The sequence below is a fragment of the Paenibacillus sp. FSL K6-1122 genome (genome assembly GCF_037977015.1).
Taxonomy (GTDB): Bacteria; Bacillota; Bacilli; order Paenibacillales; family Paenibacillaceae; genus Paenibacillus; species Paenibacillus amylolyticus.
In genome coordinates this window covers 1063351-1082615 of sequence record NZ_CP150272.1, presented here as the reverse complement: position 1 = coordinate 1082615, position 19265 = coordinate 1063351, and the positions used below count along the sequence as shown (strand labels likewise).

The following is a 19265-nucleotide window of genomic DNA, read 5'->3' as shown; positions in this document are numbered from 1 at the left end:
GCACATATTGAATACATGTATACAAGGGAATGCGAACTGGCTTGATCCCAGTCTTTCAAGCATTCAGGTCGTCCTGCACATGGCTTCTGAAACTGCAGCCTGCAAGCAAGTCAGCAGATTTCGCTTCCTAACGATAGCCGACATGATCATGAATTACATCCCCTTAAATTTGGTAAATGACCGATTGGAACAAGCCTAGTTCTTTGGAATCACCATATTAATAATTCAGATAACAAAACAAGAAAACGAATTATTTACATTTCCGTAACTACTTTAGAACAAATTCTTTACTTTTAAAAACAGTCGGTTCGACCCACTCCCGATCAACCAATTAATGCAATTAATTATCAGATTAAGGAATATGTCGACACACTCTGGGTCCTAAGTCTATTTGAAAACGGAACCAATCCGGTCCATTGAAATATCCAAAAATATAAAAGCAACTGAGGTCCCTTTTAACAGGTTCTTCAGCTGCCTTTATGTTGGAATTGCTCCATATTGTTCACTTTCCATCCATGATTCTTGTTCTACACTCGTTATATTGAGATTCGAAGTTACATTGAAATCGGAGTAGCAAATAAAAAACCGCCCCAAGAGGGACGGCTCACTTCTGTTCAATCACTTCTAGTTCTGTAACTGTGCAAGAATCTGCGGGTCCTTGATCTTTTTATCTTCGGCGAGCAACATCACCTTGGACAGAATCTCAGCTGTTCTCGGATCTTCATCGAGGAATGGCAGGAAGATTCGACCCCGATGCTGACTGTGCACCGGTACGATATGAAGTGCACCTGTGGCTTGTTTGAACACATTACCACTCCCCAGATGAACAGCATACTCACCTAATTCACCATCAATTCGTGCGTAATTCCCGTCCAAACGTACATTGTCGATCTTCAGCAGACGCAACGATTCGTTCACAATGACGTGGCGCATCTCGATGGTTGTCAGGCTAGCTTCCGGATCTACGCCTCCCACATGTGCAACGCTGACCACCAGATCGATATCACGCATAACTTCGGAGAAGAACGTCAGCGGCACATCTTGCAGCGCTACAGGTTTGTAGCTCTTGCGATCGTAGAACTGCACCGTCTCCAAGGTAGGTGCCTCGGTATCTGCTGGTGAGAACCAATCTGCCATAGCATAGAGATTCGCAATCAGATTATGCTCATAACTTACCTTCTGCAGACCTTCTTCATAACTGACAGTCCATTGGCGTCCTTTCAGCAGAGCTACTGCTTTTTTCGGTTGAATCTGATACCCGGCATATCGGCGAGACACCGTACCATTAGCCAATTCGTCCTCGTTAGGAAGATACAGCTCACGGAATACCTGCTTGAACGGCTGACGCTCCTGACGGGTGAACAGATCCCGCTGGAATTCACTCCAGCTTCCGCTCTGATACAGATGAAGCGGATGAGCAATCAACAGTTGATCCTGTTCCGATAGTGCCTGGATCGTACCCTCCGGCCCTGGAGCAACCAAACCACTGGACGATACATCGAATCTTCCAGTCTTGTCACCTGACTGGAAGACAAGTGTTCTTACCAGCGGTTGTATAACCGGATTTTGCATCAGACTGGCAATTTCCTCACGTGTAAATGACGTTCCAGCAGTCATCGAACGTTCCAGCTCCTGCCGTGCCCGGCGATACTGATCCACCAGATCCGATTTCAGCTCTTTCAGTTCAGCGATATATCCATCTTTTTTGAACCGGGCAGGTACAGATTTGAGTGTCTTGCTTTTGCTAACGATAACCATCTCGGGTTGACCTTCCTCATCGATGACCAATTGCGCTGTCGTATCAGCATCCAATGCATGAGGTTCAAAAAAGGATTTCATCTCATCCAACTTACGTGCTTCCATGTCCCACATCAGCCGCGTAACATCGGCATAACCTGCATTACGAGCAAGATTGCCCAGTGCAATCTGCGATGCCACACCTTCACTGGCACGGCGTTGTGCACCGAATTGTTTGCTCTGCATCAGAAACTTCTGAATGAAGTCGTATCGCTCACGCAGATCCTGTTCGCGATTTACAGCGAATGGAATCAAACTGTAGGTTAACAAGTGATCCTTGTTTCGCTTGTCTGACACGGACTCACGCATATCGTCCAGTCGAAGCTTGCCTAGTGCAGCATCTGCGAACAATTGGGATCTGCGGTGGTTGGATCCCCCGGAAATGTACTTGGCACAATCGTATAACAGATTGAACCGTTCCTCCCCGACAGCAGCATAGGCTTCTTCAAACCAAGCGATATCAAACGCACCTTCATTAAAGTCCTGTGGTGAGATTGGAGAATAGTGGGCCACGATGGTTTCTTTCTCCGCAGTAAAGCGTTCATTAATATGAGCATGGAAGTACCAGGCCGCACTGCGTAGACCTTCCCATCCCAGATGTTTCGCTACAATCTCCATCCACTGCGGGGCGTACATGGCTGCTTCCAGCAATTTCTTCTCATTCACCGGATACTTCTGGAGCAATTCCCCAAGACGCTTCTCATCTTCTCCATCTCGTGGATGACAATTCTGAATTAGATAGCTAAACGTCTCTTTACGTGTTGTGTTGTCCCCATAACTATAGATATATCCACGGACAAATGTATCCTGATCCATCGCCGAGACCAGATGTACCCAGTGTTCCATGCCTTCAATTCGATCCAGTTTCATGGCAAGTGTGCTTACTTCTGTAGAGAGTTCTCCCCGGGTCAGCTCAATCTCCAGAATGCGATCGACCACCGCATCTCGCAATTGAACAAGCTTCGGATCACTCGCGATCATTTCTGTACGAGTGGATGTTAAGTCCCGAATAAACAACTGACGATTCCCACCGACCAGCACCTGTCGATATATCTCTTGATCATCAATCAGGTTCAACTGGTACGCACGCAGGAAATCTTCAAGTGACAGTAAAGACAGCGGTTGACTACTCTCTACAAGACTGGTGAACTGGTAAGCTGTCTGGAAGAAACGTTTGAAGCTGTTATCGTCATGGATTTTGCCACGAACTACATAATTCCAAGGTCCAGTCAGAATATGAAGCATGCCTGACTCTTTTTCGAGTCGATCAACAGGCATACTCGCGATAATGGAGGCCCAGGTTTTCTCAGCTATTTCAAACGTGTCGATCGGATCGCTATCCTGAAATGCCGCCGATATCAGTGCCACTACCTGATCCTTATACGTTAACGAATCCAGCATCTGCTGCAGCTTTTCGATGTCATCCAGAGGATAGATCTGTTCGGCAAACGACTTGCGCCAGCCTTCCAATAACGGAATCTTCTGCAATTCGTCATAGTCATACTGCTCACGGAAATAACTGTAATGGTCGCTCAAATTGCCATTGAACTCCCCGAGCTGTATAGCCATGTATAGCTGCATCAGTTCCACACTGCTGAACCCGGCATGTTGAATATAGTTCTCCCATACGTCATGAAGCGGGAACTGTTCCATCTGCTTCATTTCATTCCGCTCTCCATACGGAACCTTGGAGCGAAGACTCGCTCCGACTAACAATGTGTCTTTATAGCCAGCGTAGTATTCCACTTGATACTCATAATCCCTGTGTTCATGCACTAATTCACTAAGTCCCTCCAGAAATGGTCTGGTCTTATCCAGTGAGAGTGTAAAGATATCCTTCGGATTATGGCCCTTGAGATCACGCTTCTCATCCAGCAATGGCTCACGTCGCTTCGGATCAAATAAACCAAATCCATTAGAGGCTGTGTAACGACTCCCCTGATCGGTCAGCTTATCCAGTAGTTTCTGTTCCTTGGCAGTGGGTGTCTCAATCAGCTGCGCCAATGGCTGCAATTGCTCCTGCTGATCTATCCGCTCTGGATCTGCCGCAATCTCGGTCAATAATTCTAGCGCACCCAAGCGCTGCAGTTCACTCTTGGCCTGCAAAAGTCGCTTCAGCGAGACCTCCAATTGGTCCACGGGTTGTAGTAACAATACATGGATGACCTTCTGACGAAGTGAGCCTGTTTTGAGCTTCATCAACGCCTCCATCTGTTTCATCTCATCAACCGTCAACGTGAGCAGCTTCGCTTTGGCGAGTGCACTCTCCCGATTACTGATGCTTTTATCAGACAAACTCTCAAACACAAACTGTCTTTGCACCTCATTATTGGGATGCTGAACAAACTGGGACAACAGTTCTCCGCGCAGTTCCGGGCTTAAACGGTCCTTGATTGCGATGACCTCCCCGATCCATTCCGGGTCCATATCATAAGCGGCCAAATATAACATTTTCTTGACTACATCATCCGTATCAATCCGGTAGTGAACATACTCAAGTACACCCGATGGTCCACCTGACCCGCCTTTTGGAATGGCAGCCAGCATCTGTTTGAACCGATCAAAATCCTGACGCCGCAAGCCCTTATCTCCAAGAGCAGGCAATGGCCACACGTAGACGCTACGCTGATTCTCTCCATTCTCGAAACTCCAGTTGTACATATACATCGCATCATAGTTGGTCACAATCCAGTGCATCAACTCGGTATCCTGCGCCTCCAGATAACGACGTGCAATGTCCAAACGAAGCTCCCTGTTCTGGCTGTTAGCCAGTACATATTGAGCAACAATCTTCTGATATAACTGACCTTGATCCATAATCTCGATTATCTTGCTCTTCAATTCATTCTCTTCAATGACCGCTGTCGCCCAAAGACTGATAAAGAGTTTGTTGGCGTTAGCTTCCTGCTGCCAGGCCTCGCGTACTTCTGGTTGCACAAGCGCCTGATAGGCCTGTTCAATCAACTGTGCCGCAACACGCTGGTTGGCTGCTTCTATACCGATCCCCGTCCATACGGCAAGCGCTCTTACCACGGAACTGAAACGAATCAGGTTGTTGTCGATAATGATTTTTAATATGTAAATATAGGCTTCCAGTGTCCCTTCATCCATCCGCTCCACAATGCTTTGGCGAAGCCCTTCCTGCAACCTTGCTGCAACGAGTAGCTCACCCACCATCTGATAGGCATCCGCCTGATCGCTCATGAATATACCTTTGATCATTTCATGGGTTAACAGCGCCGTCTGATTGTCACCATAGATAATATCATGTAGCGCCTGCTTCATATCTCCGCCCTGATGATCCAGTTCATAAGCGATACAATCCGCCAGGACCCAACGGATCTCATGCAAATAATCCAGCTTGTACTCACGAAGTGACACATATTCTTCCAGCGAGAAATTTTTCATTTCCATACGGAACAATCCCATCAGTTTACGGATGACTTGTTCTACATGCTGCTCCGGATCGGATGTGCGGAAAGGGCGGCGTTCATAGTTGTTACTGTATGGGAAACGAGTCGCACGCTCTGCGATATAACGGAATCGTGCAACCAATGACTCGCTCGCCAGATGCTGGAGCACATCCAGTAGTGGCTCGAATAATGGTTTCTGTGTTTCTGCAGCCAACCTTCCAAGCAACTTATCAGTATTCAAAAACATCTTTTCGTCTCCACGTAAATACGTAGACCCGGCGATCTCCACAACATAGCCTGCCAGCTCAAGCTGTACCCCTGTTAACGACTTGGCTCTTTCCTGCAATCCATCCATATACACCTGTACTTGCTCTTCCTGATTCATCCTGTTCTCCTCCTTCATCGTTCTCTACCACAGACGTCCGGCTAGCATTGTAAAACGAATAAACACCACGTTATCTCCGTCTTTTACAACAAGTGACTCATCCAGTTCCTGCAATTCTTCATCGTTGAGAAACACTTTGTACAACCCATCCTCATATGCGGTTATAGCTGTCTCCATCGCAACTTCCAGATCAGGAACACCCTCATTGTATACTGCGCCAAACCCGACTTTCCCCACCGCTCCTTGCGCGTCAATATCATCCGGCATCAGGTAGGCGAACAATTCTGCCTGTTGTTTCTTTTCCTGAAGCGCTTTTACTTGTACAGCCACCATGTTCTCAATGAGCTGCCTTAACGTATGAGTTGTTTCCGGAAGTTCGGCAGCTTGCTTGGCAAGTACCGGCTTGCGCTTGCCCAGACTTTTTACCGTTATCCATACATTCACTGCATTACCTCCCTTGTCCTGCTCTATTTGAAGAAGCTTCCATAAGCCCCGATATCTATACCACGATGCGGAATAACCTAAACTCGAAATGATTATCTGTCTCTAAATAAAATATAAAATACGTACATATGTACCCCTAATGAACATCATAACTAAAATTCAATCCATATTCATGAGCCAATCCTCATGTTTACGTGGAACCACGGAACTAGGGCCTACTTGCGTACATATACGCAAAAAAAGCCGCACAGTGTCATATAAATATGGACTGTGCAGCTGCTAAGCTACCATTAGAACAGCTTATGACGCCTGAGAACTTTTATAAACTGAAACCTGTATGAATCATCTCGCCAGACGCAACGGTCGAATGGTTACAGCTGCTGTCTTGAACCCAGGCATCCGACAGAACGGATCTAGCTCTGGTCTGGTGGCCCGATTCACATTCTGAATGCCGCCCCAATGCATCGGCACGAACAAGGTATCCTCCCGAATGGAATCCTTGATGCGCGAACGAACCGTGAAGCTTCCGTACGTCGATTGAATCTCTACCCACTCTCCATCGTGAATACGATAACGGGCAGCGGTAGCCGGGTGAAGTTCAACAAAGTTCTCCAATTCACGAGCTGCCAGTGCCGGACTGCGATGTGTCTGCACCCCTGTAAGATAATGAGGCAGCACACGCCCATTGGTGAGAATTAAGGGGAACTCCGAAGATATATCATTCCAGCCCGGGCTGGATTCAAATGTGAACGCCGCTTTGCCGTCCGGGTGAGCGAATCGTTCACCGAACAGCAGTCCTTCTCCCTGATCTTCGAGGGCAGAACACGGCCAGTATACCCCTTTCTCGTTACGCAAACGCTCATAGGTAATGCCATAGTAATCAGCGACTCCGCCGCGGCTCGCCACCCGAAGCTCATTAAAGATATCCTCAGCAGTGTCATATTCAAAGTAAGAAGCTTTACCCAATTGCGCGGCAATCCGGCATAATATATCCCAATCATCAAGCGTTTCTCCCGGTGCAGGCCGCCCCTGTTCACGGAGCAGAACACGCCCCTCCAGATTGGTCAGTGTACCTTCATTCTCCATATAAGATGTAACCGGGAGAACCAGATCAGCCATGCGTGCTGTCTCCGACAGGAACATATCTGCCACGATCAGAAAGTCCAGCTTGCGCAGACCTTCTTCCACCAAACGCACATTGGGATTGGATACGACTGGGTTAGAGCCCATTACAAGCAACGCCCGAATCTCCTGATCATGAACCTTCTCCATCATCTCGTAGGCGGATACCCCTTTGCCTGGCAAACTTGCAGGGTCCACACCCCAGACGGATGCCACATAGGCACGATCGGCTTCATTTTCAATGGATCGATAACCCGGCAGCTGGTCAGCCTTCTGCCCATGCTCCCGTCCGCCCTGCCCGTTCCCCTGACCTGTGATGGCACCATATCCGCAGCCTTCTCTACCAATTTTGCCAGTTGCCAGCACCAGGTTCAAAAAGTGTCTCACTGCCATATGTCCATCCGTCTGCTGCTCCACACCACGTGCTGTCATGATCATGCCTGTCTCTGCCTCACCGTATGCCATCGCCGCCTGACGGATCAGCGCCAGATCAACCCCGCACGCTTGTGCCGCCTGTTCGAGTTGCAGATCAGCCAACCCTTGTATCAATTGCTCGTAACCATGCGTTCGTTTGTCTATAAAATGAGGGTTCACCCATCCGGCATCCATAATCACCTTCATCATGGTATCCGCCAGAAGAGCATCCATGCCAGGCTTCACCTGCAAATGAAGGTCGGCAATGGCAGCGGTTGCCGTCTTGCGTGGATCAATAACGATAATGAAGGCTCCATTCTCCTTCGCTTGATTGAAGTATGGCAGAAGGGTAGGTTGGCATTCTGCAATATTGGTACCTGCAAGTACAATGCAGCCCGCCTTGGGAATATCAGACAGTCGGAACGTCAACCCACGATCCATCCCGAACACTTTACTTCCAGCTGAAGCCGCAGCTGACATGCAGAACCGTCCATTATAGTCGATATATTTTGTCCCCAATGCAACTCTGGCAAACTTGCCGAGCAGATAGGCTGTTTCATTTGTCAGAGATCCGCCTCCGTATACTCCGACCGTATCTGCTCCGTATAAATCCCTCAAGTTCTGACACCGCTCTGCGATGGTCTGAATGGCCTCCTTCCAGGAACAGGGTTCAAGCTCGCCATTACGACGAATGAGCGGATTCATTAATCGTTGACCACTGAGCGCATGTTGATGAGCATTCATGCCCTTCACACACAACCTGCCCTGAGAGGCTTCATTCGGGACACCCTGAACCGTATACTCACCACGACGCTGGCCTGGAACAGGTGCAGCCAGTTCTTCAACAGTCATCTTGCACTGCACACTGCAATACGGACACTGGGTTTCCTTTACATACAGCTTGGAGGCTGTTGGTTCTGAACTCACGGATAATCCCATCTTTCCATCCCCGCCTTTCATCTATATATCAGCTTGAAGTGTAGCTGCAAGTTCCTTCTGTAACTGGTCATCCAGCAGCGTTTCCCGAATCGACATGAATCCCAATCGTTCCGTCCATGCCCATAACGGCTCATCATACCAAGCGGTTTGGCGATACCATTGAAGGCAGGCTGATGCGAGTGTGGCCGCTTGCACCTCTGTTTCAGACACCCCAATCAGGCCACCTTGTTTGACCGGATGCTCTGCATGACCGCCTGCGTAGATCTCCCACCCAGATGGTGAAGCCAACAAGCCGATATCCTGCACCAGTGCGCTCACCAAAGATCCCGGCCCTGGTGCGACTCCTACATTCACGGGCGACGGCATTGCTGCGCCGATCCAACTCGCACGAAGCTGTGCAGCCAGCCCCCTGGCATCTCTTGCATAGGATGAAAGCGGGATCTGATCATCCCAGCGTACCTGAATCTCTGAGTGACCTTCCAGCTCTCGAACAACCATCGTTCCACCGGATACCTGTAAGTAATAATGAATTACGGGACGACATACCGAGCAACCAAGCTCCGAACCCCAACCCAGCTTCTGCAAGATCAAAGATATGTCTGGTAGCCCTGTCTCCAGAACATTGATGTCAGCCAGTATTCCCTTCAACTCTGCATGCCCAAGATCCGTACAACTGCAAACAGGCATTGGAGCAGGTTTATCTGGTGTGGCTACCACGCCAGTACCCCCGTTATTTTTCAGGTTATGCGTATGTTTCAACAGAGCAGCCACCATCGGGCGACAGCCACCGCATGAACCTGACGCCTTGGTCTGCTCCTTCACCTGATCTGCCGTCTCGAGACCCTGTTCCTGAATGGCCTTCATTATCGCAGCCTTGGTCACATTGTTGCAGGCACATACGGTCTCCTGAGCCGGTAATGCCGCAGCAGCCATCTCAGCCGGGTCCGGAGCCCCTTCACGCGGAGCCAATTCCGCCACATCTGCGCCTCGTTGCACAAGTCCAAGCAATGCCGTTCCTTCGGTTGTATCTCCAAATAAAATGGCTCCACGCACTTTGCCAGCCTGCATCAGCACTTTTTTATATGTGCCTTGAATGCCATCCAGATGTTGAATTGCAGTCTGCATGCCTTCCCCACTGATCTCACCCGCTGAGAAAACATCAACCCCCGATACCTTCAACTGTGAGTAGGGAATTGATCCTTTGTATTCAGGCGTTTCCTGTCCACAGAGTGTATGTGCGAGCACCTTCCCCTGTTCGTATAAGGGGGCCACCAGACCATAACTAATTCCCCGATGTTCAGCACATTCCCCAACTGCGTAAATACCCGGTACACTGGTGCGCATATAGTCATCTACCATAATTGCCCGATTGGTGGCGATTCCACTTCGTCTGGCCAGGTCCACATTTGGCCGAATTCCTACAGCGACAATGACAACCTGTGCTTCAAGCTTGGAACCATCTGTGAACTGAAGGCCCTGAACCTGTGATCGCCCGGTAATTTTCTGCGTATTTTTGGCCAAAAGAAAGGACATACCCTGCCCTTCAAGTTCCTGTTGAAGCATCGTGGCAGCCTTCTGATCCAACTGCCGGTTCATAATGTAAGGTGCGTTATGTACCACCACAGCTTCCATGCCCAGATGCAGTAACCCGCGCGCAGCCTCCAGCCCAAGCAATCCACCACCAATGACGGCGGCCTTGCGATAGGTTTTAGAATAATCAGACATGCGCGTACAATCATCAATTGTTCGGAAGGACATGACCCTCTCTTTATCAATTCCCGGAATCGGTGGGATAAAAGGTGAAGACCCTGTCGCCAGAATAAGGACATCATAAGTTTCTTTTAGTCCGGATTCTGTCTCTATATATTTTCCACGGGTATCAATGCGGTGTACCGTTTCACCTGTACAGAGCCGTATATGATGCTCGGCATACCAAGTCCAATCATTGATAATGATATCCTGTAACGAATGCTCACCCTGCAATACTTTTGATAACATGATCCGATTGTAGTTGGGACGGGGTTCATTGCCGTAGATTACAATCTCATACGTATCAGGCTCCAGTGCGATAATCTCTTCGACACACTTCACTCCAGCCATGCCATTCCCGATAATCACCAGTTTGCTTCTACTCATGGGCTGCCCCCTATCTCTCTCACCTGAAAATAAACAGAAAAATCCCTTCTCCATGATTCGGAAAAGGGCACCGTTGCCTCCGGAATCCACACGCCTTTGTGTGGATTCATATTAGATTCAGATTAAGGGAATCCGAATCTAATGTCAACTAAATTGACATTAAAAATGCGAATGAAGATAAAAAAATGAATTATTTAAAATTACATGTAATTTTTGTTGACATATATATTTTCTCTTGATTATAATTTGAATCAAAATCACAGTGCTGTGATCAACTCAGATGCGGGAACACAATGACGTGTACCGCCTGTCGGCAACGGGGCCGCAAATCGTTCAGATCTGGACGAATTGCGGCCTTTTTCTGCCTTAACAAGCACATAGACAAATCACGAAGATCTCAATTGGATGAGGAGCGATGATGGATGATGGAGAGCAAAAGTTTTTGGAAAAGCGGGCATAAGCCCACCCTCTTCGGGGCGTTTATGTATTTTGACATCAGTTTTATGATATGGGGGATGCTTGGTCCACTCGCAGTTGTCATAGCGTTGGATTATCCGATGACTCCGCTAGAAAAAGCCAATCTGGTCGCATTGCCTATTCTCGGCGGCTCCATCCTGCGCCTTGTGCTTGGCTTCATGTCTGATTATATTGGTCCGAAACTGACCGCACAGATCGGGATGCTCGTCACCTTAGTTCCTTTATTACTCGGCTGGTTATGGGTTGACTCCTTAAGCCAACTGTACGTGGTGGCACTCTTGCTTGGTGTCGCAGGCGCCTCCTTTGCTGCTGCGCTACCTCTGGCAGGCCAATGGTATGGCAAGGAGCATCAGGGTCTGGCCATGGGTATTGCCGGGGCGGGTAACAGCGGTACCGTACTCGCGACGTTATTTGCCAATCGCTTGGCTACGCATTTTGGCAGCTGGGAAGTTGTGTTCGGACTTGCTATTATACCGATCGTTATTGTATTCATTCTCTTTTCTATCTTTGCCAAGAATAGCCCTAACCGGCCTGAACCCAAGAAATTATCCCAATACGGAAGTCTGCTTAAACAAAAAGATGCTTGGGTATTCTGTGCCTTCTATTGTGTAACCTTTGGTGGTTTCGTTGGATTATGTAACTATCTCACCATCTTCTTCAACACCCAGTATGGACTCTCTCCTGTTCGTGCCGCAGACATTACCACCTTCTGTGTGATCGCAGGCAGTTTCTTCCGGCCTGTAGGGGGTTATCTGGCGGACAAAATTGGCGGAACCCGCATGCTGACTTTCCTGTACACTGGAGCCTGCATCATGTTGATCGGAGTATCCTTCATGCCACCGCTTCCTGTGGTAGTAGTCATGCTGTTCCTCGGTATGATGTGTCTGGGAGCCGGAAATGGCTCTGTGTTCCAACTGGTTCCCCAACGTTTCGGCAATGAGATTGGCCTGATGACAGGTATTGTAGGTGCCGCTGGCGGATTGGGCGGGTATGCACTGCCGCTGATTCTCGGTCAACTGTATAGTAGCTATCAATCCTATACGCCAGGTTTTGTCATTCTTAGCCTGATTGCAGCAGCTTCCCTTTTCCTGGTTCTCTTCATGCAATCCCGCTGGCGTGTGAGCTGGTTGAGCCGAGGTAACAAAGGCATGGCGGAATCGACATCCCTCTCTTCCTGAGGCGTACAACCACTCGGCGTTAACCAAGGTACAGTGTTTACGAGTGATCCATAAGTAAGCAAAGAACAGCGTAGCCCCATCAGGCAGCGCTGTTCTTTGCTTACGGCTTTCTTTCTGCTTAAGATGAATATTTTTGAAGAATAATAACCGCATTATGACCGCCAAAACCAAAGGAATTAGACATCCCAATCCGCAACTCTGCTTTTCTTGCCTCGTTTGGCACATAATCCAGATCACATTCGGGGTCCCTCTGCTCCTGATTGATGGTTGGAGGAATGATGCCATGCCGCAGACTTTGAATAAGTGAGATCGCCTCCGCACCGCCTGCTGCACCAAGCATATGTCCCGTCATGGACTTATTCGCTGTGACCGGAATATCATAGGCACCTGTCCCGAAAAGTTGTTTAATGGCTCTCGTCTCAGACAGATCACCTGCCTCCGTACTGGTGGCATGGGCGTTAATTACATCAATGTCCTCAGGTCCAATCTGAGCTTCTTTCAGTGATGCTTTCATCGCCAGATATGCACCCCGTCCTTCCGGGTGGGTAGCTACCATATGATACGCATCTGAACTGGCACCATATCCAATCACTTCGGCAAGAATATTCGCCCCTCTTGCTAGAGCATGAGACAGTGATTCCACAACCAGAATTCCAGCACCCTCCGCCATGACAAAACCGTCTCTCCCTGCATCAAATGGACGGCTGGCTGCTTGGAACGCTTCATTTCGTGTAGACAACGCTGTCGCATTACCGAAGCTTGCCAGTGACACTTCCGTTACAGCCGCTTCTGTTCCTCCAGCAATAATGACATCGGCTCCGCCATGACGAATTAACCGGAAAGCCTCTCCAATGGCTGTATTGCCAATGGAACAAGCTGTTACTGGCGACAATGTCGGTCCCCAGCAACCAAACCTCATACTGACCATAGCTGCCGCCATATTGGAGATCATCATAGGTACCAGTGTTGGGCTGACTCTCGCAGGTCCCCGTTCTGACAGGACCTTGCCTTGTTCCATCAATGTCTGGATGCCGCCTATGCCTGAACCAATATATACACCTACCCGTTCACGGTCCAGTTCATCCATCACAAGACCCGATTGTGATACAGCCTGATCCGTAGCAGCAACAGCAAATTGAACGAATCGATCCATACGCCTTGCTTCCTTGCGTCCAAAACGCTCTTCACCATCAAAATCACGGACCACTCCTGCGATTCTGGTTTTGTACGAAGCTGTATCAAAATGTTCTATAGGTGATACACCTGATCTACCCTCAATCAATCCGTTCCAGAATGTATCTACATCATTTCCCAGAGGAGAGATAACTCCCATACCTGTAATCACGACTCGTTCCATGTCCATCCTCCTTCAGCGCTGTTGTCTACCTTACTCTTACGCTCTGCCACTAATAGTGCACTTTTGAATATCCTATTACAAGTTGTCAATTATAATAGTATAATGACTACCATGATAACGAGGATTGAAGGTGATGGATTGAACTACGATGTCAGGTTACAGGCATTGTCCACTTTTCTGAAAACACAGCGTTCCAAAATTTCCCCCGAATCGGTCGGTTTACCCACTGGAAGTCGGAGAAGAACGCCTGGGCTGAGGAGAGAAGAGGTTTCCCAACTGGCAGGAGTGAGTACAACATGGTATACCTGGCTTGAACAAGGTCGGGATATTCAGGTATCCCATTCCGTGTTGGATAACATTGCTTCGGCACTGAGGCTTACTACAGATGAACGAAAATATCTGTTTTCGCTCGCCATGGAGCATCATACGGAGCTACCCACACTGGAAGAAGAACCGGTTCAACTTCACCCTTCCTTGCAGAAAATTTTGCAAGAACTTCACCACTGTCCTACCGTGATCTCGGATCGGCGTTGTTACATTGTCGGCTGGAATGATGCAGCCCGGCATGTTTTTATCGATTTTGAAAAGATTGCCCCCGAACAGCGGAATATGATCAGTCTGTTATTTGATCGAAAGGAGTTTCGCAGGCTCGCGGTGAACTGGGAGGATTTTGTTAGCGGATTTCTGGCAATTTTTCGTGCTTACTATGGCCAGTATGTTGATGATGAATGGTATAATTTATTTTTGGATGACATGATGAACAGACATCCCGATTTTCATACCCTTTGGAAACAAAGCAGCGTCAGTAGTGCCCCGGACGTTTTAATCGAATTCAGGCATTCCAAAGCAGGCAAAATGTTGTTTGATCTGACTTCGTTGCAGGTTCAGGGTAGTTCTGATCTGCGTTGCAGTGTCTACACCCCTGCGCCAGAGAGCGCTACCGAGCGTAAATTGATGCGCCTGATCGAGCGTGAAGCTGATCCACATCTTGGCAAGCATTAAATCGGAGTCTCTCACCTTCTTGGAGTCATGTTAGAGCCTTGACATCCTCATGTTGCATGTTTTAAATATCAGGTATATTAAGTAATCCATGGATCTTAGTCCTTCTACAAGAAGGGGGTTCAGAAAGGAATATCATGACGAAAGTGCTTATCATAGAGGACGACAACATGTTAGGCGATACATTATCCTTGTATTTGCAAGGTGAAGGGTATGATGTTATCCGTGTCGATAACGCAAGAGATGGTCTTCTACAGCTTCAAGCGCGGCCTGATATCCTGCTTCTTGACTTGATGCTCCCTGATTCGGGTAATAAGAATCCTAGTTCTCTCATGCGCCAACATACGGCAATCCCCATCATTGTCATCTCTTCGTTAACCGAGGTTTCTGAGCGGATTCGATCATTAACAGACGGGGCTGATGACTATGTATGTAAGCCTTTCAGTATGCAGGAGCTGAAGGCACGTATTGAGGCCGTATTGCGTCGTTACTCTATATTGAACAGCTCTGTTGTCACTGAACAGGAATCCGGAATATCTCTCGATCTGGCCCGAAGAACTGTTTTGTTGAATAACCGGCGCGTGGAGATGACGTTTTCCGAATTTGAGATCATGAAGCTGTTTATTCTCAATCCTGGCAAAGTCTACAGTCGGTATGCCCTGATCGAAGCCATTCGTGGTATTGATGCCTACATTAATGATCGCACCATCGATGTGCACATTACCAAGCTTCGCAAAAAAATTGAGGACAATCCAAAAAACCCCCAATACATTCAAACCATCTGGGGGGTCGGATATAAGTTCACACCTTAAAACAACACAGCTTCATTCCGATCACCATGGAAGAGACTCGGTAATTTTATCAATTTCCTGTTGTACCTTCTCCAATACTGAACGCTGTTCCTCATCTTTGAATAACGGACGGGACAAGAGCGATTCCAATTGGAGAACTGCACACATCAGGTCCACTGCATGCAGATTCGCAGCTACGCCTCGAAGAGAATGAACACTACGAATGACATCAGCAATCTGCTGTTGCTGAAGTTGAATCGCCAGTTTTTTCTGAAACGAGTCATACTCCATTCTGAATTTCGTGAGTGCATATTGCAGAATATGCGGCTTGCCGTCCATCTGTCTGATCGCCTTATCTGCATCAATTCCATTGATCTCCCTTATGCCTTTTAGATCAATCCATATTTCCAAAATGTCTGTGAGCTGTTGTTCATGTATGGGCTTAGTCAGGATGGCATTCATACCTGCTTCAAGATATAATTCATGGTCCCTTTTTAAACCATTCGCTGTAAGCGCAATAATGGGTGTACGATCATATTTCCTCATCTTGCGAATGTGTCGCGCTGCATCAATTCCGTTCATAGCTGGCATATAGAGATCCATCAGAATCAGTTCCCATGTTTGTTCGTCCAATTTCTTCAAAACCTCTGTGCCACTGTCTGCCAGTGTCACCTTGAATCCGGTATGTTCCAGCATGGCCCGAATGACCAGTTGATTGATTTCATGATCTTCAGCGATCAGAATGTGCCCTTTGGATTTAAGCAAGTAGGATTCATCACCTTCTATCATCCGCTTTTTCTCCAATGGCCCTTCACCCTGAAGTGCAAGTAATACTTCGAACAATCCCAGACGTGTAATCGGTTTGATCATCATGAGATCCGGGCGAAAGGATCTCTCCTCACTCCACAGGGCATTTTCACTAAAAGCATGGGTATAACCCACCATTTGAAATTTGGTTTGATTCATTCGCTTCATGAAACTATCCCATGACGATCCGTTGACGGTCTCCTCTGCATCCATATCCAACATGATCAACATCGAACTTGCCCCATCTACATGATGGACATACCAATCACTTTCCATCATATGGTTCAAGGAAGTATACAGCATCGGATTCATCCCGAATGAATAGAGCAGCTGCTTCAGATTTGCGCCCATCCGTTCATCATCTTCAATGATAACCACATCATTCGCACCATATAGGAGAGGGTGTGTCTGCAGGGAGAAGCTCTCTTCTTCTTCCGAATCTGCAAGTTCAAATATCAAGTCGAATGAAAACAGACTGTACTCTCCCAGCACACTATCCACCCGCAAGCTTCCTCCCAAAGAGGTGACCAGAAGGTAACAGATGACCAGCCCAAGACCAGAGCCACCATATGTTCGATACGTCGAGGGTTCCGCTTGAGTAAACGGGACAAAGAGCCGTTCCAATTGTTCGGGTGACATTCCGATTCCCGTGTCCTGTACCTCAAAACGGACATGAACTCGCTCCGCCTCCAATGAAAGAACCTCTGCCTGCAACGTTACATATCCATGCTCCGTAAATTTAATCGCATTACTGAGCAGATTCAATAACACCTGTTCAAGTCGGAACGGATCACCAATCACCGTTAATGGCAGATCGGGATCGGTTGTAAAGATCACTTCGATATCTTTGTGCCCGATGGCCACACCGATCTGATCTGCGACACGTTTGATCACATCCTCTGGTGAAAAAGAGACCTTCTCCAACATCAGCTTGCCTGCCTCAATTTTCGAAAAATCAAGAATATCATTTACGAGGGCAAGCAAGGTTTGGGAGGACGCATTGATTTTACTCAAATAATCCTTTTGTTGTGGAGATAGATCTGTCCGTTGAAGCAACAACGAAAAGTTGATAATACCGCTCAGTGGGGTACGAATCTCGTGGCTCATGAATGCGAGAAACTCACTCTTCGCCTGGCTTGCTTTGTCAGCCTTAACACGTCTATAGTGATCCGAAATGTCTTGAATGACTGCCTTGATTTTCTCACTCGAGTTTAATACTTTAACAGGGGATAGGTGAACCCGAACATGCTGCTCATGACCTTCTCCAACAATGAAACTCAGTTCCGTATCCAGTGCTATATTGTGATGTAAGGCTTTTTGGAAAACGAACAACCAGTTCTCCAGCTGCTCAATGAACAACAATTCTTCAAGCTGACGCCCAATCACTTCCTGCCTGCCGAGACCAAGAACATCCAGAAATTTCTGATTCACTGACACAATACATCTGTTGTTATCCAAACCGACAAACCAGTCTGTCGACACTCGTTCAAGTGTACGATATCGCTCTTCACTTTCTTGAATCCTTCGTTTAACCGCTCTGTGTTCCGTAATATCAAGTCCATACCCCACGACATATTTCACCACACCCTCTTCTCGCAGCGGACTAAGCTTCACCAGTGAGTAGTAACCCCCATGCTCAATCTCGTAAAAAAAAGACTCCCCTTTCCATGCCCGGTTAAACTGCTTTCGCAGAAATTCTACCTTTTCCTGAGGTAAAATATCCAATGTGCCCAGTTTGTAATCTTGCTTCAGACTACTCATATCCAAGCCCAGTCGGGAGAGCATCTCTCCCTCAAGCACAAGATACTCGAATTTTCCGTTCTGTTTTCGGATTTTAAAAGTAAAACCCGGCTGCATACGAAGCATCTCTAGCATTTCCTGATCCCTCTGAATGACCAATCTCCTATATCGATGATTTTGGTTCAGATAATACAGGAATAATATGACGGACAGCAGGCAGATACATTGAAAAAAGAGAATCTGCCCCATCATTAGCAGAGAAGGGGAATTTGTCTTTAGTGCAGAAAACTCATACACAGTAATCAACAGCAATGCTCCGGACAACCACTTCTGTATAAATCCCCTGATATACTTAAAGATCAGACATATGGCTACGACAAACAACAACTCTGTCAATGCATACTGCCAGTTCTCCAACAAGGGATTACGCCCCATATTAATCCGAAACATCCACATGAATGCAAAAGTAACGAAAGCAGAGCCACTCCCACCAAAATAAGCGGCTAGCAGATACACACTGCCCCGGAAATTCAACAATGTACCATCCTCAAGCACAATAGAGAAATAATAGAGCGCCGTGCCCAACATGCTCAGCGTAATACCAATAATGATCCGAGTCGTGATGGATGTTGAACGGGTAGCATTTGTATGGTTCAGATAGTGATGAATTAGGAAAACAAAGATCAAAATTAGCGTGAAATTTAATACAAGATCGCGTAGCAAATGGTCACCGTCCACATTACGACTTCAGGATTTCATGCATTCAATGAATGTTGTCAGATTCATGGTCGCAGTTCCTCAGTACACAAATCATAGTATGCCGTGCTCCCTTATTCAATCGACGATATTGACCATTTTTTAGAAAATAACTGATCCTTTCAGCTAACATACTCTTATCGCTAGATGACGTGTTTTCTCATGAAAGTTCATCATTAAATATACTGATATAAAAGAGAGAGTCATCCAAATGTACCGATGTTATGGTGACCTGAGCTTCCCATACTTCCTGATCAACCTTCATTAGTTTGGCTACGCCGGACCAGGTCTGGTTCCCTCTCCAGTGGGTATCCATTAGCAATCGGGCAGGCTGACCTATGGTGCTCTCCCGTGAGAATCCTGTTTTGGTTACATAAACGGAATTCACATCCAGAATCACACCCTCCTCATCTGTAATCATGACCGCATCCGTTAGCAGTAAGAAGGCTTTGAGTTCCAGTTGCATGGTTGTCCACTCCCTCTAATGAAACATGATGTGATGCTGTCCCG

Annotated in this window: 10 protein-coding genes; 3 read left to right on the top strand and 7 right to left on the bottom strand. The window is 47.4% G+C overall.

Annotated features, from left to right (window positions below):
• Positions 1 to 624: 624 nt before the first annotated feature.
• From NSQ20_RS04805 to nirB, 4 genes are all read right to left on the bottom strand, one after another.
• A complete protein-coding gene (locus tag NSQ20_RS04805) occupies positions 625 to 5595 on the bottom strand; it encodes a DUF4132 domain-containing protein (RefSeq protein ID WP_340031971.1) in 4971 nt (1656 codons plus the stop codon).
• Positions 5596 to 5619: 24 nt separating this feature from the next.
• A complete protein-coding gene (locus NSQ20_RS04800; RefSeq protein WP_036606163.1) occupies positions 5620 to 6039 on the bottom strand; it encodes a hypothetical protein in 420 nt (139 codons plus the stop codon).
• A gap of 342 nt (positions 6040 to 6381) precedes the next feature.
• On the bottom strand, positions 6382 to 8514 hold the full coding sequence (locus tag NSQ20_RS04795) for a molybdopterin oxidoreductase family protein (protein ID WP_340031969.1): 2133 nt from the start codon (positions 8512 to 8514) through the stop codon (positions 6382 to 6384).
• A gap of 21 nt (positions 8515 to 8535) precedes the next feature.
• Positions 8536 to 10650, bottom strand: a complete 2115-nt coding sequence (gene nirB, locus NSQ20_RS04790) for a nitrite reductase large subunit NirB (RefSeq protein ID WP_340031968.1) — start codon at positions 10648 to 10650, stop codon at positions 8536 to 8538.
• 425 nt (positions 10651 to 11075) lie between these two features.
• On the opposite strand from nirB, the gene NSQ20_RS04785 reads away from it, so the two are divergent.
• Positions 11076 to 12305 (top strand): nitrate/nitrite transporter, encoded by a 1230-nt coding sequence (locus tag NSQ20_RS04785; protein ID WP_047844097.1) that lies wholly within the window; start codon positions 11076 to 11078, stop codon positions 12303 to 12305.
• A 118-nt stretch (positions 12306 to 12423) separates the two neighbouring features.
• Here the strand turns inward: NSQ20_RS04785 and fabF are convergent, their stop codons facing one another.
• Positions 12424 to 13662 carry a beta-ketoacyl-ACP synthase II gene (fabF, locus tag NSQ20_RS04780; protein WP_340031967.1) on the bottom strand — a complete coding sequence of 413 codons (1239 nt, stop codon included), beginning with the start codon at positions 13660 to 13662 and terminating at the stop codon, positions 12424 to 12426.
• A 138-nt stretch (positions 13663 to 13800) separates the two neighbouring features.
• Between fabF and NSQ20_RS04775 the strand changes: the two genes are divergently transcribed.
• Together NSQ20_RS04775 and NSQ20_RS04770 are read left to right on the top strand one after the other, a co-directional pair.
• Positions 13801 to 14664, top strand: a complete 864-nt coding sequence (locus NSQ20_RS04775; RefSeq protein ID WP_340031965.1) for a helix-turn-helix transcriptional regulator — start codon at positions 13801 to 13803, stop codon at positions 14662 to 14664.
• Between the two features lie 134 nt (positions 14665 to 14798).
• Positions 14799 to 15473: a response regulator transcription factor gene (locus tag NSQ20_RS04770; RefSeq protein WP_036672653.1), complete on the top strand. Its 675-nt coding sequence runs from the start codon at positions 14799 to 14801 to the stop codon at positions 15471 to 15473.
• A gap of 21 nt (positions 15474 to 15494) precedes the next feature.
• Here NSQ20_RS04770 and NSQ20_RS04765 read toward each other — a convergent pair whose 3' ends face one another.
• Together NSQ20_RS04765 and NSQ20_RS04760 are read right to left on the bottom strand one after the other, a co-directional pair.
• A complete protein-coding gene (locus NSQ20_RS04765) occupies positions 15495 to 18722 on the bottom strand; it encodes a response regulator (protein WP_340031964.1) in 3228 nt (1075 codons plus the stop codon).
• A gap of 193 nt (positions 18723 to 18915) precedes the next feature.
• Positions 18916 to 19221 (bottom strand): PAS domain-containing protein, encoded by a 306-nt coding sequence (locus NSQ20_RS04760; RefSeq protein ID WP_338707819.1) that lies wholly within the window; start codon positions 19219 to 19221, stop codon positions 18916 to 18918.
• Positions 19222 to 19265: the final 44 nt, after the last annotated feature.